17 protein-coding genes and 1 pseudogene are annotated in these 20,284 nt (G+C 61.6%); 7 read left to right on the forward strand and 11 right to left on the reverse strand.

The window, feature by feature from the left end; translation table 11 throughout:
- The first annotated feature begins 11 nt into the window (after positions 1 to 11).
- Genes ACE3SE_RS16785 through ACE3SE_RS16795 form a run of 3 tightly spaced genes read left to right on the forward strand, consistent with a single transcriptional unit; the run spans position 12 to position 3,722 of the window.
- On the forward strand, positions 12 to 1,394 hold the full coding sequence (locus ACE3SE_RS16785; RefSeq protein ID WP_374556967.1) for a sucrose-specific PTS transporter subunit IIBC: 1,383 nt from the start codon (positions 12 to 14) through the stop codon (positions 1,392 to 1,394).
- Positions 1,384 to 2,811: a glycoside hydrolase family 32 protein gene (locus ACE3SE_RS16790; RefSeq protein ID WP_374556969.1), complete on the forward strand. Its 1,428-nt coding sequence runs from the start codon at positions 1,384 to 1,386 to the stop codon at positions 2,809 to 2,811. The genes ACE3SE_RS16785 and ACE3SE_RS16790 overlap by 11 nt, the downstream gene beginning before the upstream one ends.
- Positions 2,808 to 3,722: a carbohydrate kinase family protein gene (locus ACE3SE_RS16795; protein WP_374556971.1), complete on the forward strand. Its 915-nt coding sequence runs from the start codon at positions 2,808 to 2,810 to the stop codon at positions 3,720 to 3,722. The genes ACE3SE_RS16790 and ACE3SE_RS16795 overlap by 4 nt, the downstream gene beginning before the upstream one ends.
- Positions 3,723 to 3,817: 95 nt before the next feature.
- Here the strand turns inward: ACE3SE_RS16795 and ACE3SE_RS16800 are convergent, their stop codons facing one another.
- From ACE3SE_RS16800 to ACE3SE_RS16820, 5 genes and pseudogenes are all read right to left on the reverse strand, one after another.
- A complete protein-coding gene (locus tag ACE3SE_RS16800) occupies positions 3,818 to 4,000 on the reverse strand; it encodes a hypothetical protein (RefSeq protein WP_374556973.1) in 183 nt (60 codons plus the stop codon).
- Between the two features lie 10 nt (positions 4,001 to 4,010).
- Positions 4,011 to 5,489: an efflux transporter outer membrane subunit gene (locus ACE3SE_RS16805; RefSeq protein WP_374556975.1), complete on the reverse strand. Its 1,479-nt coding sequence runs from the start codon at positions 5,487 to 5,489 to the stop codon at positions 4,011 to 4,013.
- Between the two features lie 126 nt (positions 5,490 to 5,615).
- Positions 5,616 to 8,744, reverse strand: a pseudogene (locus ACE3SE_RS16810) (efflux RND transporter permease subunit); the annotation flags it as partial.
- Between the two features lie 20 nt (positions 8,745 to 8,764).
- Positions 8,765 to 9,967, reverse strand: coding sequence for an efflux RND transporter periplasmic adaptor subunit (locus ACE3SE_RS16815; RefSeq protein WP_374556979.1), 1,203 nt, complete (start codon positions 9,965 to 9,967; stop codon positions 8,765 to 8,767).
- Positions 9,968 to 10,253: 286 nt separating this feature from the next.
- Complete coding sequence (locus tag ACE3SE_RS16820; RefSeq protein ID WP_374556981.1) at positions 10,254 to 11,156, reverse strand: LysR family transcriptional regulator; 903 nt, start codon at positions 11,154 to 11,156, stop codon at positions 10,254 to 10,256.
- Between the two features lie 226 nt (positions 11,157 to 11,382).
- On the opposite strand from ACE3SE_RS16820, the gene ACE3SE_RS16825 reads away from it, so the two are divergent.
- The 3 genes from ACE3SE_RS16825 to ACE3SE_RS16835 are packed head-to-tail and all read left to right on the forward strand — an operon-like array spanning position 11,383 to position 14,126.
- Complete coding sequence (locus tag ACE3SE_RS16825; RefSeq protein ID WP_045844734.1) at positions 11,383 to 11,952, forward strand: TetR/AcrR family transcriptional regulator; 570 nt, start codon at positions 11,383 to 11,385, stop codon at positions 11,950 to 11,952.
- 58 nt (positions 11,953 to 12,010) lie between these two features.
- Positions 12,011 to 12,988, forward strand: a complete 978-nt coding sequence (locus ACE3SE_RS16830) for an aldo/keto reductase (protein ID WP_374556984.1) — start codon at positions 12,011 to 12,013, stop codon at positions 12,986 to 12,988.
- A 43-nt stretch (positions 12,989 to 13,031) separates the two neighbouring features.
- Positions 13,032 to 14,126 carry an MBL fold metallo-hydrolase gene (locus ACE3SE_RS16835; protein ID WP_374556986.1) on the forward strand — a complete coding sequence of 365 codons (1,095 nt, stop codon included), beginning with the start codon at positions 13,032 to 13,034 and terminating at the stop codon, positions 14,124 to 14,126.
- Between the two features lie 91 nt (positions 14,127 to 14,217).
- Here ACE3SE_RS16835 and ACE3SE_RS16840 read toward each other — a convergent pair whose 3' ends face one another.
- Entirely contained in the window at positions 14,218 to 14,964 is a 747-nt protein-coding gene (locus ACE3SE_RS16840; protein ID WP_374556989.1) for an SDR family oxidoreductase, read from the reverse strand.
- A gap of 133 nt (positions 14,965 to 15,097) precedes the next feature.
- Here ACE3SE_RS16840 and ACE3SE_RS16845 point away from each other — a divergent pair, with 133 nt between their 5' ends.
- Positions 15,098 to 16,003 carry a LysR family transcriptional regulator gene (locus ACE3SE_RS16845; RefSeq protein WP_131359676.1) on the forward strand — a complete coding sequence of 302 codons (906 nt, stop codon included), beginning with the start codon at positions 15,098 to 15,100 and terminating at the stop codon, positions 16,001 to 16,003.
- Positions 16,004 to 16,141: 138 nt separating this feature from the next.
- Here ACE3SE_RS16845 and ACE3SE_RS16850 read toward each other — a convergent pair whose 3' ends face one another.
- The 5 genes from ACE3SE_RS16850 to cydB form a co-directional block, all read right to left on the reverse strand.
- Positions 16,142 to 18,034: an FAD-dependent oxidoreductase gene (locus ACE3SE_RS16850; protein WP_374556992.1), complete on the reverse strand. Its 1,893-nt coding sequence runs from the start codon at positions 18,032 to 18,034 to the stop codon at positions 16,142 to 16,144.
- 54 nt (positions 18,035 to 18,088) lie between these two features.
- Entirely contained in the window at positions 18,089 to 18,424 is a 336-nt protein-coding gene (locus tag ACE3SE_RS16855; protein WP_131359673.1) for a hypothetical protein, read from the reverse strand.
- A 215-nt stretch (positions 18,425 to 18,639) separates the two neighbouring features.
- Entirely contained in the window at positions 18,640 to 18,744 is a 105-nt protein-coding gene (cydX, locus tag ACE3SE_RS16860; RefSeq protein WP_370302624.1) for a cytochrome bd-I oxidase subunit CydX, read from the reverse strand.
- Positions 18,741 to 19,100: a NifB/NifX family molybdenum-iron cluster-binding protein gene (locus ACE3SE_RS16865; RefSeq protein WP_374556995.1), complete on the reverse strand. Its 360-nt coding sequence runs from the start codon at positions 19,098 to 19,100 to the stop codon at positions 18,741 to 18,743. The genes cydX and ACE3SE_RS16865 overlap by 4 nt, the downstream gene beginning before the upstream one ends.
- 1 nt (position 19,101) lies before the next feature.
- Entirely contained in the window at positions 19,102 to 20,241 is a 1,140-nt protein-coding gene (cydB, locus tag ACE3SE_RS16870) for a cytochrome d ubiquinol oxidase subunit II (RefSeq protein ID WP_374556997.1), read from the reverse strand.
- Between the last annotated feature and the right edge of the window lie 43 nt (positions 20,242 to 20,284).

Here is a 20,284-nt window from a genome sequence, read left to right on the forward strand (position 1 = left end):
TGGAGGAGACAATGAATTACCAACAAATTGCCGCCGATATCCTGCCCCTGGTAGGCGGCGCAGAGAACATCGACAGCATTGCCCATTGCGCCACCCGGCTACGCCTGGTGCTGCGCGACACGCAGCGGGTGGACAAGGCCGCGCTGGATGCGCTGGACAGCGTGAAAGGCAGCTTTGTCAATGGCGGTCAGTTCCAGATCGTGCTGGGGCAAGGGCTGGTCAACCACGTCTGCGCGGCGTTGATTGCCAGCACCGGACTGAATCAGGCCTCCACCCAGGAAAGCAAGAAACTGGCGGCAGCCCGCCTGGGGCTGGCCCAGCGACTGGCGCAGACCCTGTCCAATATCTTTGTGCCCATCATTCCGGTCATCGTGGCCTGTGGCCTGCTGATGGGCGTCATCGGCACCGCCAAGACACTGGGGCTGGCCAGTAACACGCCCTGGCTGCAGATGGTGGACATGTTCTCCAACACCGCCTTCGTGTTCCTGCCCATCCTGATTGCCTTCTCCGCCGCGCGCGAATTCAATGGCAACCCATTCCTGGCAGCCGCGCTGGGCGGCATCATGATTCACCCTGCCCTGCAGAATGCCTGGACGCTTGGTTCCGGCATTCATGAATACTGGACGCTGTTCGGCATGCATGTGGCCAAGGTGGGCTACCAGGGCACGGTGTTGCCGGTGTTGCTGGCGGTATGGGTGCAAAGTCATATCGAGCGCCAGTTGCGCCGCATCGTCCCCAACAGTCTGGATCTGATCCTGACCCCGTTTCTCACGCTGATGTGCAGTGCGCTGATTGCGCTGCTGCTGATCGGCCCCTTCGGCCGCATGCTGGGGGATGCCATTTCCATCAGCCTGATGCTGATCTACCAGCATGGCGGTGCACTGGCCGGCCTGCTGTTTGGTGGCCTGTATTCGCTGGTGGTGATTACCGGTGTGCATCACAGCTTCCATGCCATCGAAGCGGGTTTGCTCAGCAACCCGGCCATTGGCAAGAATTTCCTGCTGCCCATCTGGTCGATGGCCAATGTGGCGCAAGGCGGTGCCGCGCTGGCGGTGTTTTTCCGCACCCGTGACAACAAGGTCAGACAGATCGCCCTGCCGGCCGCCCTGTCCTGCCTGCTGGGCATTACCGAGGCTGCCATCTTCGGCGTCAACCTGCGCTTTGTCCGTCCCTTTGTCGCCGCGGCGCTGGGTGGCGCACTGGGCGGCGCCTGGGTAGTGTTCAACCAGGTGTCGATGACTGCCATCGGCGTCACCGGCCTGCCCGGCATTGCCATTGTCCCGGCCGGCAGCATGCTGTCTTACATTGCCGGCCTGCTGATTGCCTTTGGCAGCGCCTTTGCCGCCAGCTGGCTGTTAGGCCTGAAAACACAGGATGCAAAGCGTGAGCAATAAGCACCACGCAGCCACTGGCAACTGGCGACCGGCCTTTCACCTGTCGCCCCCGCAAGGGCTGCTGAACGACCCCAACGGACTGGTTTATTTTGCCGGGCGTTACCATGTGTTTTTCCAGTGGAACCCCAATGCCTGCACACATGGTGCCAAATCATGGGGCCATGCCAGCAGCCCGGACCTGCTGGACTGGACCCTGCACCCGCCTGCACTGCAACCGGGCGAGCGTTATGACAGCCACGGCTGTTATTCCGGCTCCGCCTGGGTAATGGACGAGCGGCTGTGGCTGATATACACCGGCAATGTGCGTGACGGTGAAGTACGCCACAGCTACCAGTGCCTGGCGGTGTCCGACGACGGCATCCACTTCACCAAACTGGGCCCGACGCTGCAGCAGCCGCCCGCCGGTTATACCAGCCATTTCCGCGACCCGCGGCTATGGCGGGAACGGGACGGTTTTCACCTGGTACTGGGCGCGCAGCGCAACAACGGCAGTGGCACGGTGCTGCATTTTCACAGCCCTACGCTGGAAAAATGGACGCTGCGCGGCGAGCTGTTACCCGGCAGCAACAACGGCTATATGTGCGAATGCCCGGACCTGCTCACCCTGCAAGACCGCCAGCTGCTGCTGTTCTGCCCGCAAGGGCAGGCCGGCACAGGCTGGCCCTGGCCCAATGCCAATGCCAGCTGCTACACCAGCAGGCCGCAAGACAGCGCTGTATTTGACCTTCCGCAGGCGCTGGATTACGGCCCGGACTTCTACGCCCCGCAAACCCTGCACGGCCCGCATGGAGAACACATCCTGTGGGGCTGGATGGGCAGGCCGGAACAGCCCGACACCCCCAGCGTGGCCGATGGCTGGAGCCACTGCCTGAGCGCGCCACGGTTGCTGAGCTGGCATGACGGTGAACTGAGCCAGCAACCGCACCCGGCACTGCAAGCCTTGCGTGGCGAAGGCCTGTTACTGACCAATCAGGCCATTCACGGCAACTGGCAGCATGCCGCCGTGCACGGCGAGTGCGCCGAACTGCAACTGAGCCTGCACAGCGAGGACGCCAGCGCCTGTCACCTTGTCTTGCGACAAGGCCAGCACTGTCACACCCGGCTGAGCTGGCTGCCAGCCACGGCCGAGCTAGTGCTGGACACCCGTCACAGTGGCAGCGCACAAGGCCGTATCAGCCGCGCACCACTCCCCGCTGGCAACAGGCTGCAATTGCATCTGCTGCTGGATCGCAGCACGCTGGAAATCTTCGCCGTTGACGGCACAGTGGTGATGTCGGCCTGCATCTTCCCTGATGCAGACGCCCAGGGCATCAGCCTGCAAACAGAGGGCGACATCTATATCGAGCAACTGGCGTTCTGGCCACTCAATGCCATGCCGGTACGCATGGCCGCAAGCGGAGAAAGCCTGACAGCATGACGCACCCGCACTATCTGGTTTTTGGTGAAGCACTGACCGACTTCATCCTGCAAGACGATGGCCGCTGGCAAGACTATCCGGGCGGCTCCTGCTGGAATGTGGCGCGCGTGGCGGCACGGCTGGGTGCCCACGCAGCCTTTGCCGGAGCAGTCAGCCAGGACCGTTTTGGCGATGCCCTGTGGCAAGGCGCGCAAGCAGCGGGCCTGGACATGCGCTACACCCAGCAACTGCCCTACCCGCCGCTGCTGGCCATGGTGCCATCCACCCGGCCACCGCAATATTTTTTCATTGGCGACAACAGTGCCGACCTGCACTTCGACCCCGCCCACCTGCCTGCGGCTTGGGAGCAGTCGGTACGCATTGCCCATTTTGGCTGCATCAGCCTGGCACGCGAACCGCTGGCCAGTCGTCTGGTGCAACTGGCCAGACAACTGGCGGCACAAGGCTGCCGGATTGCCTTTGACCCCAACTTCCGCAACAGCATGCACACGCCAGGTTACCGGGTACATTTCAAGGCCATGCTATGCCTGGCTGACTACATCAAGGTGGCGGACGATGACCTGTTCGGCTTGTATCCCGAACTGGACAAGCACGCGGCACTGGCCACCTTGCGCCAACAGGCTCCGCAAGCCTGCATCCTGTTCACCCGGGGTGCCGACGGCATGACGCTGTTTGCCAACGGCAAACAGTACCAGCAGGCTGCCATGCAGGTAACAGTGGCCGATACCGTCGGCTGCGGCGACACAGCCATGGGTAGCTGGATGACGCACTTGCTGCACCAGCCGGAGGCCACGCCGCAAGACTTGCTGCGCTTTGTTGCCGCCGCTGCGGCCTGCACGGCAAGACAGCATGGTGCGCATGCACCCACGCGGGAAGAAGTGGCGCAGCTATTGGCTGAGCACAGCGGCTAAGCAGCGTGCATACCACCGATTAACGCTATCCGTAAAAAAAGGCCATGCACTGCATGGCCTTTTTTATGGTTCATCACGGATTACGGGACACTGACTCAGTGATGCTCACCTGCACGCTGGCGGTTTACCTCGCACGGGGTTCCGGCGGTGCAGAAGTCATCATTGGCATTGCGCTGGGCATGTTGCTGGGTTGTCTGGCTTTGCGCCGGAGTATCGGAGGCAAAGACCTGGCTGCTGCATGCCACCAGCAGCAGGATGGGGGCGATGAATTTGTTCATGCTGTTTCCTTTAATTTGGTTTCGGATTTGTTGATGTTTGCTGGCTGGCGTTGTCATCCCAGCTGCCTCCCAGTGCGCGGATCAGGCTGAGCGAGGCCAGATAGCGGTCCTGTCGGATGCTCAAGGCCTGACGCCGGATGCTCAATTCGCTGCGCTGGGCGTCCAGCAGTTCCAGTTGGCCGGTCTGGCCATTGCGATAGCGTGAGTCCGCCAGCGCACTGGCGCGGGCGGCGCTGTCCACTGCTTGCTGCTGGGCTACTTCCTGCTGCGCCAGCAGGCGGATGTCGCTGAGCGAATCCTCCACTTCTGCCAGAGACTGCAGGATGCTGTGGCGGTAATCCGCCATCGCCACCTCCATGTCGGCACGGGCCGAACCCAGCAGTGCCTGACGGCGGCCACCATCGAGCAGCGGCAGGGACAGCAGGCCTTCCACCGACCAGGCGCGGGCCGACCAGCGGAAGATGTCGCGCAGCTGCGAGCTGGCATAGCCACCGGCCGAGGTCAGTGTCAGATCCGGAAACCAGGCGGCTTGCGCCACGCCGACACGGGTCTGGGCGGCCAGCAGCTTGCGCTGGGCGGCTGCCACATCAGGACGGCGCGCCAGCATGGCGGCGGGCAAGCCCGCGGGAATCTGCGGCAGGCTGGCATTCCAGCGGCTTTCTTCCAGCCTGAAGCCGGACGCCGGCTGGCCGGTCAGCACTGCCAGTGCGTTTTCCAGTTGGGCGCGTTGGCGGTCCAGCGCAATGGCCTGGGCGCGGGTGGCTTCGCTGTCGGCTTCGATGCGCGCCAGTGACAGGCCGGACTCCTCGCCAGCCTGATAGCGCTGGCGGGTGAGCTGTGCCGTGCGGGCATAGGACTGCACGGTGTCTTGCAGCAACTGACGTTGCTGGTCGAGCAGGCGCAGGCTGAAGTAAGCCTGTGCCACCTGGCTGGCAACCAGCAGACGGCCGCCCTGCAGCAGTGCGGCGCTGGCTTCGGCATCCAGCGCGGCGGCGCGGCTGGTACCGGACAGGCGACCGGCCAGGTCGACTTCATAGCTGAAATTGGCCCCGACGCTGGTCAGCTTCACCGGCGTGGTGTTGCTGCTGTTCAGCAGGCTGGTACCGGACGGCCCGGCCCCGGCCTGCGTGCCGCGCGCATTGCCGACATTCACGCCCAGCTGCGGCATGCGGTCGGCATCGGCCACGCCCAGTGCGGCACGAGCCTGTTGCAGACGGGCCGCTGCGGCGGCAAGGTCGGTATTGTGTTGCAGCGCGGTGTCGATCAGCCGGTTCAGCGTGCTGTCCTGATACGCCAGCCACCAGTCGCCACGGGTGGCGGCATCGGCCGGTGCGGCCAGCGTCCAGCTGCCGTCGGCCAGTGTGGCCGCTGGCGGGTTCTTGTAGCTGGCCGGGGTGGCCGGCAGCTGGCTGCCATCGATGGCGGGCGGCGTGGCGCAGGCGCTCAGCGCAGCCGCCAGCAACAGGCCCAGGGTGATTCTGTTGATCATCTATCCGCTTCCTTATTCGACATGGTGTTGCTGGGCAGCCGGGTGCAGTGCATGGCCGTGCTCATGCCCCATGGGCGGCTGGGCGATCGGGTCCAGATGCGGCACTTCGCCGTGCAGCTTCAGTGGCCGGTTGCCGGACAGACGGCGCATCAGCACATAAAACACCGGGGTGAGGAACAGCCCGAATACGGTGACACCTATCATCCCGCTGAACACCGCCACGCCCATGGCATTGCGCATTTCCGCGCCGGCACCTTGCGCCAGCACCAGCGGCAGCACGCCCATGATGAAGGCCATCGAGGTCATCAGGATGGGGCGCAAGCGCAGGCGGCTGGCTTCAATGGCGGCCTGCAAGGGGCTGCGTCCGGCAAACTCCAGTTCGCGGGCAAATTCGACAATCAGGATGGCGTTCTTGGCACTGAGGCCCACCAGCACCACCAGGCCGATCTGGGTGAACACATTGTTGTCGCCGTGGCTCAGCCATACCCCGGCCATGGCCGCCAGCAGCGCCATCGGCACAATCAGGATGATGGCCAGCGGCAGTGCCAGGCTTTCGTACTGCGCCGCCAGCACCAGGAATACCAGCAGGATGGCGATGGGGAATACCCAGCTGCCGGAATTGCCCGCCAGGATTTCCTGATAGGTCAGCTCGGTCCACTCGTAGCCAATGCCCGGCGGCAGGGTTTGTGCTGCTACCCGTGCCACGGCCTCTTGTGCCTGTCCGCTGGAATAGCCGGGCGCGGCACCGCCGTTGATGTCAGCCGCCAGAAAGCCGTTGTAACGCATGGCCCGTTCCGGCCCGAAGCTAGGCTTGACCTTGAGCAGGGCCGACAGCGGCACCATGCTGCCGTTGGCCGAGCGCACCTGCAGCTGGCCCACGTCTTCCGGCCGTGCACGGAAGTTGGCATCCGCCTGCACCCGCACGGTGTAGGTACGGCCAAACTTGTTGAAGTCGTTGACGTACAGGCTGCCCAGATAAATCTGCATGGTGTTGAACACGTCGGTCACCTTCACCCCCAGCTGCTGGGCCTTGCTGCGGTCCAGATCAGCCAGCAGCTGCGGCACGTTCAGCTGGTAGCTGGTATACAGCCCGGCCAGTTCCGGCGCCTTGGCGGCACCGGCCATGAAAGCCTTCACTGCCTTGTCCATCGCCTCGTAACCCCGGCCGCCACGGTCTTCCAGTTGCAGCTTGAAACCACCGGTGGTGCCCAGCCCCTGTACCGGCGGAGGCGGGAACATCACCACAAAGGCGTCCTGCAACTTGCCGAACTCGGCATTCATCGCCCCGGCAATGGCATTGGCGCTCATGGCCTTGCCGCGCCGCTCCTCGAAGGGCTTGAGGGTGACAAACACGATGCCGGAGTTGGCACTGTTGGTGAAACCGTTGATCGACAGGCCGGGGAAGGCAATGGCGTGCTCCACGCCCGGTATCTTCAGTGCGATGTCGCTCATGCGGTGTATCACCGCATCGGTGCGGTCCAGCGTGGCACCGTCCGGCAACTGGGCAAAGCCGATCAGGTACTGCTTGTCCTGCGCCGGCACAAAGCCACCCGGAATGCTGTGGAACAGCCCCGCCGTCAGTGCGGCCAGACCGGCATAGATGGCCAGCATGACAAACTTGCGGCCGATGGCCTGCTTCACGCCCTGGCTGTAACGGGTGGCACCGCGGTTGAACAGGCTGTTGAAGCGGTCGAAGAAACCACCCAGCCAGCGGTCCATCTGGCGGGTCAGCCAGTCTTGCGGCGCATCGTGGCGTTGCAGCAGCAAGGCGGCCAGTGCCGGTGACAGCGTCAGCGAGTTGATGGCAGAAATCACCGTGGAAATGGCAATGGTCAGCGCAAACTGCTTGTAGAACATGCCGCTCAGGCCGCCGATAAAGGCCAGCGGCACGAATACCGCCACCAGCACCAGCGCAATGGCGATGATGGGGCCGGATACTTCACGCATGGCGCGGTAGGAGGCCGCACGCGGGTCCAGCCCGGCCTCGATGTTGCGCTCCACGTTTTCCACCACCACGATGGCGTCATCCACCACGATGCCGATGGCCAGCACCAGCCCAAACAGCGACAGGGTGTTGATGGTGAAGCCAAAGCCGTGCATCACCGCGAAAGTACCGACGATGGACACCGGCACCGCCAGCAGCGGAATCAGCGAGGCACGCCAGGTTTGCAGGAACAGGATCACCACCAGCACCACCAGCGCAATGGCTTCCAGCAGGGTATGCACCACCGATTCGATTGACGCGCGCACAAACTGGGTGGGGTCGTAGTCGATGGCGTAGTCCACCCCTTCCGGCATGGATTTCTTCAGCTCGGCCATGGTGGCGCGCACCTGGTCGGAAATCTGCAAGGCATTGGAGCCTGGGGCTTGCGATACCGGAATGGCCACCGCCGCCTTGTTGTCCAGCGTGGAGTGCAGTGCGTATTCCGAAGCGCCCAGCTCGATGCGGCCCAGCTCACGCAGGCGCGTTACCGCACCGTCGGCACCGGTCTTGACGATGATGTCGCCGAATTCCTGCTCGGTTTGCAGGCTGCCCTGCGCGTTGATAGGGAATTGCAGCTGGATGCCCTTGGCACTGGGCGAGGCACCGATGCTGCCGGCGGCGGCCTGCACGTTCTGTTCGCGGATGGCGCTCACCACCTCGCTGGCCGACAAGCCAAGCATGGCCACTTTTTGCGGGTCCAGCCAGATGCGCATGGAGTAATCGCCCGCGCCATACAGCCCCACCTGCCCCACCCCGCTGATGCGTGCCAGCCGGTCACGCACATTGAGAATGGCGTAGTTGCGCAGATAGGTCATGTCGTAGCGTCCATTGGGCGACAGCAGGTGCACCACCAGCGTGAGGTCCGGGCTGCTCTTGATTGTCGTCAGGCCCAGGCGGCGCACGTCTTCCGGCAGGCGCGGTTCGGCCTGCGCCACGCGGTTTTGCACCAGTTGCTGCGCCTTGTCCGGATCAGTGCCGATCTGGAAAGTCACCGTCAGCGTCATCAGGCCGTCAGTGGTGGCCTGGCTGCTCATGTACAGCATGCCTTCGGTGCCGTTGATGGCTTCTTCCAGCGGTGTGGCCACCGATTCGGCAATCACCTTGGGGTTGGCACCGGGAAACTGTGCCCGCACGATGATTTGCGGCGGCACCACTTCCGGGTATTCCGAAATCGGCAGCACCCGCAAGGACAGCAGGCCCGCCAAGAAAATCAGCAGCGACAGCACCCCGGCAAAAATCGGGCGGTCGATGAAGAATTTGGATAGGTTCATGAATGTCTTTCGCGTGGAAATCAGCTATTGGCCGCCGCAGTGGCCGGGGGCTGCATCGGCACCATGTGCGGTGCTACCGTTGCGCCCGGCTGCACTTTCTGCAGGCCGTCCACAATCACCCGCTCACCGGCACGCAGGCCGGCGGTGACTATGCGCAGGCCATCGACACTGGCCCCCAGCTGCACCTGGCGGTAACGTGCCTTGCTGTCCTTGTCGACCACCATGACAAAGCGCTTGTCCTGATCGGTGCCGATGGCCTGCTCGTTCAGCAGCAGCGCCGGATGACGCTTGGCCTGGCCCAGCCGGATGCGCACGAACTGGCCGGGAATCAGCACGCCGTCGCGGTTATCCACCGTGGCGCGCAGCTTGACCGTGCCGCTCTTGCCATCCACCTGGTTGTCCACCAGTTGCAGCTTGGCGGGGAAGGTTTGCGCGGTGCTGGTGGCGACCTGCAGCGGAATGTCACCCAGCCGCGCACGGGCAGCGCCGGCATCCGGCAGCTCGGCCAGCGCCTTGTTCACGGTTTCCTCGTCGGCATCAAAGCTGGCATACACCGGGTTTACCGACACCAGCGTGGTAAGCACCGGCGAATCCGGCCCGGCCGATACCAGGTTGCCGGTAGTCACCAACAGCTTGCCCACCCGGCCGGATACCGGCGCGCGGATGGCGGTGTAGCCCAGGTTCAGCCGTGCCGTCTGCAAGGCGGCCTGCGCGGCCTTCAGGCTGGCATCGGCGGCGCGGGCAGCGTTGTTGCGCTCGTCCGCATCGCGCTGGGCAATGGCGTGGTCGGCCAGCATGCGGCTGGCGCGTTCCTGCTCGCTGCGGGCGAATACCAGCTGGGACTGGGCGGCGGCCACCTGGGCGGCGGCACGGTCCACCTCGGCCTGATACGGCGCAGGGTCGATAGACACCAACAGGTCGCCGGCCTTCACCAGCGCACCCTCACGAAAGTGCACGGACTGGATGGCACCGGCCACGCGCGAGCGCAGCTCCACCCGTTCCACCGCCTCCAGGCGGCCGGAAAAATCCTGCCAGGTGCTGACTTCCTGCTGCACCAGCAAGGCAGCAGAAACAGGAACAGCCTGGCTGGCGGCAGCCGGGGCATCCGCCTGCACTGCCTGGCTGTGCAGGCCAAGCCAGGCCGCCGCGCCAATGGCAGCCAGCACGGCAAAGGAAATGGCAGTCATGGCCAGCGGTCGCCGGCCCTTGTTGGGTGGGTTCATGTGTTTGGTTCCGTAAGGTCAGCACAGATGGCCAGCGCAATACGCGTGACCGGTCAGGTAAGGCGACGCAGTGCCTGTGCGGGCTGGCCGCATTGGCGCTGTCTTGTTGTCGGGTGAACACGGCACAAGGGCCGGCACATGCCAGCCGGGTATTCACCGCTTGATCAGGGACGCAAATGTATCAGCTGGGATTTTGCTGAACTAGATGCAATTTCATGCATGCCATTGTGAGATAAATTCATCAATGACAGCGCAAGCTGCACGGAAGACAGCGCGACGGGGAGAGTTATGCCTGGCTGGCGTGGTAACGCAAGGCATCCACCAGCAGCATCAGCGCACGCGAAGACTGGCGGCGGCTGGGGTAGTAGAGATGAAAACCGGGAAATACCGCGCACCAGGGTTGCAGCACTTCCTGCAGGCGGCCATCGGCGAGATAAGGCTGCACATAATCGCGGGCGGTATAGGCAATGCCCATGCCGGCCAGCGCGGCATTCAGCATCTGCGGCAGGGTGTTGATGATGAGCTGGCCACCCACCCGGATGGAAAACTTGTGCGCGCCCTGCTCGAACTCCCAGGCGTACAGCCCGCCATAGGTGGGCAGGCGCATGCTGATGCAGTTGTGTTCGGTCAGCTCGCGCGGGTGCGCTGGCACACCATGGCGGGCAAAGTAGGCTGGCGTGGCCACCACGGTGGTCTGGATATCCGGGCTGATGCGCACGGCAATCATGTCGCGCGCCACCTGGTCGCCAAAGCGGATACCAGCATCAAAGCGCTGCGCCACAATATCGGTCAGCCCGTAGTCGATGGACAGCTCCACCTGCACGTCCGGGTAGTCCGGCAGTAGCTGCGCCAGCTTGGGCAGCAGGTAGTGCTCGGCGGCAAAATCGGTCGCAGTGATGCGGATGCTGCCCGCCGGTTTGTCACGCTGCTCGCGCAGTACCGACAGCTCGGCTTCAATTTCGTCCAGCCGGGGGGCAAAAATGGCCAGCACCTGCTCGCCTGCCGTGGTCAGCGCCACACTGCGGGTGGTGCGGGTAACCAGACGCATGCCCATGCTTTCCTCCAGCGCGCGCATGGTGTGGCTCACCGCCGAGGGCGATACACCCAGCTTGGCCGCCGCACGGGTAAAGCTGCCTTCGCGGGCTACCAGGACAAAAGTGCGCAGATCATTCAGGTTTTCACGGGCCATTATTGAAATAATCTCATTTGGACTGGCGCATTATTTTGCAAGATGGCGCAATGCGCCAGCACAATCTGCCATCTTCGCCGGTGGCCCGCTTGCTGAGCCCGGCAAGTAGCAACAGCAACCAGCCAGACCATTGCCGCAACACATCGCCCATGGGGTGTGCAACTCACTTGCGCCTGACCAACCCGCACAGCTAGAATGAGTAATTACTCACTTACTTTCCCCACCCATGGCCCTCCCCCGCAGTGAAGAAAAGCGCATCGCCTTGCTGGAATCTGCCGCCGACATCATGGCTGCGCAGGGGCTGGGTGCGTCCACTGCGTCGATCGCCCGTGGTGCTGGCGTGGCCGAAGGCACGCTGTTCCGCTATTTCGCCACCAAGGATGTGCTGTACAACGCGCTCTACACCCACCTGAAGCTGGATCTGGCTGCCGCGCTGCGCCAGCACATGGCCGTGCACGACAGTCTGGACGGACAGGTGCGTGCGCTGTGGGATGCCTACATCGACTGGGGCGTGAGCAATCTGTCCTTTTTCAAGACGCTGAACCAGCTGGTGGTATCGGACAAGGTAACCGATGAAACCCGCTGCACAGTGGCAAGCCAGCTGTCCGACATCAAATGTGTCGCCCAGGCCTGCTCCGACAACAACGGCCTCTCCGCCCTGCCCGGTGGTTTTGCCGATGCCGTGTTCATGGCGCTGGCGGAAACCACCATCCAGTTTGTGGTGCGCGATCCGGCCAATGGCCAGGCCTACAAGAGCGCCGGATTCCGGGTGTTCTGGTCCGGCTCGGTGCGCTGACAATTGCACCGGTTTTTTTGCCCAATTAATGAGTGAGTACTCACAACAGGACTGTGCCATGCACTATGCGCGACTGGGCCTTGGCGGCCCCACCCTCTCCCGGCTGGCCTGTGCAGTACCGCGGCCAGACCCGGCCTGCCCGGATGCTGCACAGCAGACAGCCCGCGGCATAGCCCAGGCACTGGATGCCGGCATCAATCTGTTTGATGCCACCAGCTGCATGGACGGCATGGCGGAATCGCTGCTGGCCAAGGCACTGGGCAAGCGCCGTGCCGAAGTGCTGGTCAGCAGCCGGCTTGGCGCGCGGCGCAACGGCACCCACAGCCACCCCGGCCTGTCGCGCAACGATATTGTATGGTCCATCGAGCAAAGCCTGAAACGGCTGGGCAGCGACTGGCTGGACCTGTGCGTGGTACCGCATGAAGACCCGTACACGCCGCTGGAAGAAACCCTGCAAGCCCTGGACGACATGGTACGTAGCGGGAAAGTCCGTTATCTGGGCTTTGCCAACTGGCCCGCCTGGAAGGCGGCCAAAGCGCTGGAATTGCAACAGCGTCACGGCTGGGCACCCTTCTGTTTTGGCGAGCTGCACTACGCCCTGAATACCCGCAGCCCGGAGCGGGAAGCCATTCCCATGCTGCAAAGCTATGGCCTGGGGCTGATTGCCAAGGCCAAGCCAAGCGGCCTTAAGCCCAGTCAAGGTCACGCCAGCTGCCCCACACTGACAGACAGCCCGCGCAGCAATCACCGGCTGGCCGAACTGTTACGTGACATTGCAGATGGTCATCAGGCCAGCGCCACGCAGATTGCGCTGGCCTGGCTGCTGGCCCGCGATGCGGTTTCCAGCATCGTGCCGGCATTCAACAGCACCATGCGGCACACAGAGGCCCTGCACGCCACCACCTTGCAGCTGTCCGCCACCGAATTACTGCTACTGGATGCTGCCAGCGCCCCCACCCCGCTCTTGCCAGACTGGTTTGCGCCGCAGGAGCAGATGCCGGCAGCACAGGGCGAGCTGGCAAGAAGCTGCGCCTGAGCCAGCTGCAAGCCATTTCATTTCCCTCACCAGGAAGAACCTCATGCCCACCTTGAACACAGACCAACCGGTAGTCGAAGCCGGCCAGCCATCGCCCGGCGGCAGCCTGCTGCGTGACGGCCGCTATCGCAACGCCCAGCCACGCCGCGCAGGCGGGCTGCGCGACACCCTGCGCATCATGCTGCGCTTTTTTACCGACAAATCACCGCAGGCTGTACCCGCCCAGCCGATACAGCCACTGCCCCTGAGCCCGGCCGACCTGGCCGCTGCACCAGACAACAGCCTGTGGCGGCTGGGGCACTCCACCGTACTGTTCAAGCTGGATGGTGCTTTCCTGCTGACTGACCCGGTGTTCGGCCAGCGCGCTTCGCCTTTTTCTTTCATCGGCCCCAAGCGCTTCCATGCGCCACCCATCGCACTGGATGACTTGCCACCGCTGGATGTGGTCATCATCTCCCACGACCACTACGACCATCTGGACCGCAGCACCGTCATTGCCTTGCAGCAGCGAACCAAGCTGTTCATCACCCCGCTGGGCGTGGGCCAGCGCCTGCAGGACTGGGGCATACCGGCGGATAAAATCCACCAGCTGGACTGGTGGCAAAGTGTGACTGCCGGGCCGCTGCACATCACCGCCACCCCGGCCCAGCACTTTTCCGGGCGTGGCCTGCGGGATGGCAACCGCACCCTGTGGGCGTCATGGGTGATTGGCAGCAGCCAGAGCCGGGTATTTTTCAGTGGCGACAGCGGTTATTTCGACGGCTTCCGCCAGATTGGCCTGCGCCATGGCCCCTTCAACCTCACCCTGCTGGAGAACGGTGCCTACAACGAAGACTGGGCCGATGTGCACATGTACCCCGAGCAAACCCTGCAAGCCCATCTCGACCTGCGTGGCGAAGTGCTGATGCCCATCCACAACGGCACCTTCGATCTGGCACTGCATGGCTGGACCGAACCGCTGGAGCGCATCAGCACACTGGCCGCCCGGCACGATGTCTGCCTGCGCACACCACGCTTTGGCGAGCGGCTGGACATTCTGCACCCAGCCCAGACCCAGCCGTGGTGGCGTCAGAGCGAAGCTGGCAGACCACGCCTTGGTGCAATAGCCCACGCCGACCCTCTGACCGAGGCAGACTAGTCAGCGCCAATATCAACCCTGCGGCCGGACAAGACAAAACGTCCCGCTCGCGCCTGTACGCGAGGGGACGTTTGCATTTACGGTTACAGGTTCAGAATTCCTGCACAGTCGGGCGCAATACCACTTCGTTGATGGCTACATCTGCCGGCTGTTCGATGACGTAGGCAATGGCGCGGGCAACCGAATCGGCCGGGATGGCCTCTTGCTGATAAAACGCCACGATTTCCTCACGGCTGGCAGGGTCACTGGAGCCGAACTTCAGCTCGCTCTCCACGGCACCCGGCTCGATGGAGGTCACCCTCACCTTGCCGGCCAACTCCTGGCGCAAGCCATCAGAAATGGCGCGCACGGCAAACTTGGTACCGGAATACACCGTGCCGCCCGGCGCAAACACCTTGATGCCGGCAACCGACGAAATATTGATCACATGGCCACCGCCCTGCTGCTCGAACAAGGGCAGAACAGCGGCGATGCCATACAGCACGCCCTTGATATTGATGTCTATCATGCGGTCCCACTCGTCGCTGCGCAGTTGCGACATGGGGGCAATGGCCATCAGACCGGCATTGTTGACCATCACGTCAACCCGGCCAAAGGCAGCACGACCGGCCTCCACCAGCGCCTGCACTTGCGCCTTGCTGGTGACATCGGTCACCGCATGTACTGCCTCGCCGCCAGCCTGGCGGATATCCTCCACCAGAGCCTGCAGGCGATCGTCACGGCGTGCGCCCAGTACCACCCGCGCACCCAGCGCCGCCAGGTGACGGGCCGTAGCTTCGCCCAGCCCGCTGCTGGCACCCGTAATCACCACGACTTTTCCTGCGATTCCATTCGACATTGCTTGCTCCATGTGATGGCGGGTCCGTCCCGCCTTGCAGAGCAGTATCCATCAGCAGAAAACACCAATAAATGAAATTGTTTGCATTTTATAATGACAAAAAATGGAATAAATCAGCGACGGGAGCCAAACCATGTTGAACCGGCTGGAAATGCTGCGCATCTTTTGCGTGGCCGCGGAATGCAGCAGCTTCAAGGAAGCGGCACAGCAACTGGGCAGCTCGCCACAGGCAGTAACCCGTGCCATCAAGGAGCTGGAACAGCTATTGGGCGAAGTACTGTTCTACCGCAATACCCGCCATATCCGCATTACCGAGTTTGGCGCCAGCCTGGCAGTGCGTGCCAGGCACACGGTGCGGGAAATGGACCAACTGTTCCAGCATCAAGGCCCGCAGGCGGCGGATGAAATCAGCGGGCTGGTGCGGATAACCGCCCCGGCCGCCATCGGGGATGCCTATCTGACACCGGCGCTGGCCAGCCTGCTGCCCTTGCACCCCGGTTTGCGGGTGGATTTGCGCCTGTCCGACGTGCTGAGCAATACGGTTGATGAGCAGATCGACATCGGCATCCGGGTGGGCTTCATGCGTGACAGCCGGGTGATTGCCCGCGCCGTGTGCCCGGTGCCGTTTCACATCGTGGCCAGCCCGGCCCTGCTGGCCCGTTGCGGCACCCCCAGCACGCTGGCCGAGCTGGAAGCGCTGCCGGTGACGGTGAGCCTGGACCCGAATACCGGCAAACCCTGGCCGTGGTTTCTGGCCGGTGAACAACAGTGGCAGCCGCCTGCCCCGGTATTCATGGCCAGCGATACCCGCGCCGAATGCCAGGCCGTGCTTGGCGGCATCGGCTTTGGCCAGCTGGCCGGTTTCATGGCCGCGCCGCTGATGGCCAGCGGTCAGCTGCAAGCGGTATTGCCGCAGCTGGCCCCCGCGCCATGGCAGCTATATCTGTACCGACCGCAGCGCGGGCCGGTACCCGCCCGTATCCGCGCCGTATTCGACCACTTGCTGCAACACTTCAGTCAGGCCGCGTTTTTCCGCTGAATCCACTGCGGCACACACCGCGGCAGATGCAACATGACAAAGGCGCAGCCGGAAGCAGCCCGGTCTTATATCTACACATACACAAGCCTTTGCATGTCAGTTCAATGTGCGCAGACCATGCAACTGGGCATAACCATCTCAAACCGCATAGCGCTTGAGTTCCCGCACCGCCTTCCATGCTGCATCAATAGCGCCATCAACATAGGCCCGGCCAGTGGCATCGGCATTGGCCATGGCTATACGCCCATGACGCATGCTTGACGTCAGGTAGGCCGGACGTTTGTTATACATGGCATCTTCAAATGTATAACCATGAGACCAGCGGTTAACGGTAATTGCTGCGATATCCTTGTTTACATCCAACCCGGCAGGCCCATACATGGCTGCCAATTGCTGGCGGATATTTTTCTCATAGGTCGCAAAGTCGGTACTCAGCACCTCCGCGCGCCCTTGCCGCAACAGATCAGGCACCGACCCCTCGGCAAATGCAGGGCATGGCATGCGTGACATGAACAACACCGTGGGCTTGTCTGGCGAGCGGTCAGGGGCATAACTGGAGAACCTGACCGGGAAGTCCATTTGTACAAACTGATAATAAGAGCCCGGACAGTAAGAAGCCGCCACACCGCTTTTCTGGATGGCTTTCCAATTGCGTAAAGCCACCTGAGCATAGATCAGAGGCATTTTTATATTTGCCTTCATGGCAGCCTTCTGACTGGCTGGCAAGCTGGGAATGATATGTGCGGCCATCATATGCCAGGCCGCCATCACGCAGCAGGCAGACCTGGCCTCGTATAATTTTCCATTCCTCACATACTGGACAAAAGTTCCATTATCTTTGTTATCCGCCTTCACCACCGTACTGGACAAACGGATGCGCACCGGATTATTCGGATTATCCAGTTTCTGATAGTCAAACCGGCTAAGCAGGCTTTCATCCACCGTCTTGAAATTTGCCACGCCCGGAATCAGCTTTTCCACCAACAGCCTTGCCAGCGTGGCATTCCCATCCGGAAAGTGATAGGTATACTCATCGCCGCCCTCAGCATCAGGAATCAAAGACGCATCCCCCAGCACCCGGGCCAGGCTGCGGCCATCCGGAATACCCAACAAGCCGGACTCCTGCGCCAAGGGCATTGACACGCCACGCCCGCCCAGTGCGGCTTCTTCCGCCAGGGTCATGGAAAGCAGTTTAAGCAGCCCCTTGTCTTTTATCTGATAAACCGCAGACAGGTAGTCAATATAGTTTCCTTCATAGAATCTTTTCTCACCCAAGGCGCCCTTGAAGTAATCCACCCCGCGACTGGAACCAGCCAATACCGTGCGTAGCATTTTTTTCTGGGCATCCGTCAATGGTGCACGCTGGATGACATCCTGAAATGCTGGCGGAGCCAACAGGCCGGGCAGCCATTGGCTGATTTCACCGTCCACACTACCGGCAACAGGCATGCCACTTTTCAGCAGCATTGATTTGCCAAAATCAGCCTCATCAAAAAACACACCGGAAGTCATTTGGTATTTTTTGAAAAAATCCTTGTCGTAGCTTCGCGCCAGCGCGGATAAATCAACCCCCAGCTCCGACAACATGCGCAATGTAGTTTTTCCGTATGCAGATGGATTATCCAAAGACTGCGCCCCGCCATAGCTGATGTACTCTCGTCCACCGATCAAGAATTCATTGCGCTTGGCATGGCCACCAAAATCGTCATGATTATCCAGAACAAGAATTCTGGCATTTGACTTGACATGTTTTCGATAAAAATAGGCAGCAGACAGGCCACTGATGCCACCTCCGATAATAATCAAGTCGTAGTTCTCGACACCGGCCTCGACTTTACCGAAGTCTCCGCCACCTCCCCATGCCAGCCCATGCGCCACTTCAAACGAGCCAGGATGATTTCCACGCAATCCAGTCAGCCGGGGTGGATAAGGGCTTGAAGCGGCAGCCAGTGCATCTGCCGGACGCATCAATCCGGACAAACCAAGCATAGCCATTCCGTTCAAAAAATCTCGCCGCGATATTTCAGGCATAACAACCTCATTCAGGATTCACACAACACACGTGCCAATAACTGAAAGCAAGTATCAAAGAAATACGGACAGCATGATTCCTGCAAACATGACCACCACACCAAAAAAATAAATCCATAGTGTTCTGTTATAAAACTTGACCATGTCGTCTACCTGCACCACTGATAGCATTCTGAATAGGGCAATAAACAGACACACGACACCGACAAAGCAACCACCAAAAATGAACTGATCGTCCAAGCGATCCAGATTAAAATCGCTTTCCGTGACCCACTGTCCAAGAAAACCAATCAGAAAACCCAGAATAACCCCGATTGATGTCACCATGGGCTGTCGGTAATCTTTCAGATCCACCACAGACTTGACACTACCACCAGAAATTTCAGACATGATTGCCTCTGCAAAAACCCGGTAGTCTTACGATGTGGCAGATTCAAATGAATAAGTATAGTCTGATAATTATTAAGAAGTGTCTTTAAAAATAGCATGGTGCCCCGGAAGCACCTGCCAGGCGGCTGCACAGAACAGCATCTGGCGCTGACAACATGACAACGGCGCAGCCAGGACTCACCCGGACTGCGCCGCTTTGCTTCACATCATCCTTATTACTGCTGTTTGCGATCCTGCTCGTACTCTCCCCACATGGCATTCAGGATGCCCAGCGATACGGCAAAACCGATACCCAATACCCAAGCGAAGTACCACATCATGCTCTCCTTATCATCATCTGGCAGCGGCCTTTTCCCGGCATCTGCACTGCGGTTTTGCGCCCTGCCAGCCAGGCCTGGGCCGCCCGCAGAGGGTCACTTTCCTCCGTCAGGGCCAGCACCGTTCCAATGGCTGCCAGGCGTTGCGCCAGTGGCTGTCCGGCACTGAGGGCCAGAACGACATCGACTTGCTGCAAGGGGTGTCCATCCAACCCTGCCGACTGACTCAGCATCTGCTCCGGCAGCAAACGCAGGCTGACACAGCTGCCCTGCTCACTATCCACCACCCAGAAATGGGTGCATTTGCCGGCGTGGGCGGTGCTGGTACGCCGGTTCTGACTGGCTATGGCGATTTTCATTTCAATAGGCACTGTGATTGTTTTCCCGCACATAGGCGGCGGTCACCTTGCCGCCCATCACCTTGTAGGCCCAACGGGTGTACAGGATGATCAGGGGCATGAAGATCAGCGTGGCCACCAGCATCAACTGCAGCGTGAGCTGGCTGGACACGCTGTCCCACACCGTCAGGCTGGACGCCGGATGGCTGGACGATGGCATCACGAAGGGGAACATGCTGACACCAGCCGTACCGATCACCCCGGCCAGCCCTACGGCGGAAGCCCAGAAGGCAGCAAAACTGCGGCCATTGCGCAAGAGCAGCATGGCCACAATACAGCCCAGATAGCCGGTGGCCGGCAGCAGCATGGTGAGGGGCCAGCGCTGGTAATTGCCCAACCAAGCGCCAGCAGCGCGGCTGACGGTTTTGGCCAGCGGGTCCGGCAGTGCATCCGGCTGTACGGCCGAGCTGATCACATAACCATCAATCCCCCGCGCAAGCCAGATGCCGGCCAGGGTGAAACCAAGCAGCCAGATCAGCCCCGTCACCCGCACCCAGGCTTTTGCACGCTGCTGGATAGTGCCCTCGGTGCGGTGCGCCAGATACACCCCGCCGTGGAAGCTGATCATGGCGCTGGACACCACGCCGCACAGCAGGGCAAACGGATTGAGCAGACCCCAGAAGCTGCCGTCGTAGGTGGAGAGCAGATTGTTGTCGAAATGAAACGGCACGCCTTGCAGCAAATTGCCAAAGGCCACGCCAAAGATCAGCGGCGGCACCGTTCCGCCGACAAACAGGCCCCAGTCCCATACCGAACGCCAGGTGGGGTTGTCTATCTTGCTGCGGTAGTCAAAGCCCACCGGGCGGAAAAACAGCGCCCACAACACCAGCAGCATGGCCCAGTAAAAACCGGAAAACGCGGTGGCATACACCAGCGGCCAGGCGGCAAAAATGGCACCGCCCCCGGTGATGAACCACACCTGGTTGCCGTCCCAGTGCGGGCCGACGGTGTTGATCACCACCCGCCGTTCGGTATCGTCCTTGCCGACAAAGGGCAGCAGCGTGCCCACACCCATATCGTGACCATCCATGATGGCAAAACCGACCAGCAAGACGCCAACCAGCAGCCACCAGATCACCTTCAGACTTGCATAATCCAGCATGATTATTCCTTTGTGCTGTGCACGAAGCAGCACAACAGCCCTG

Origin of the sequence: Aquitalea pelogenes (assembly GCF_041914625.1) — a bacterium.
GTDB lineage: Bacteria > Pseudomonadota > Gammaproteobacteria > Burkholderiales > Chromobacteriaceae > Aquitalea > Aquitalea pelogenes.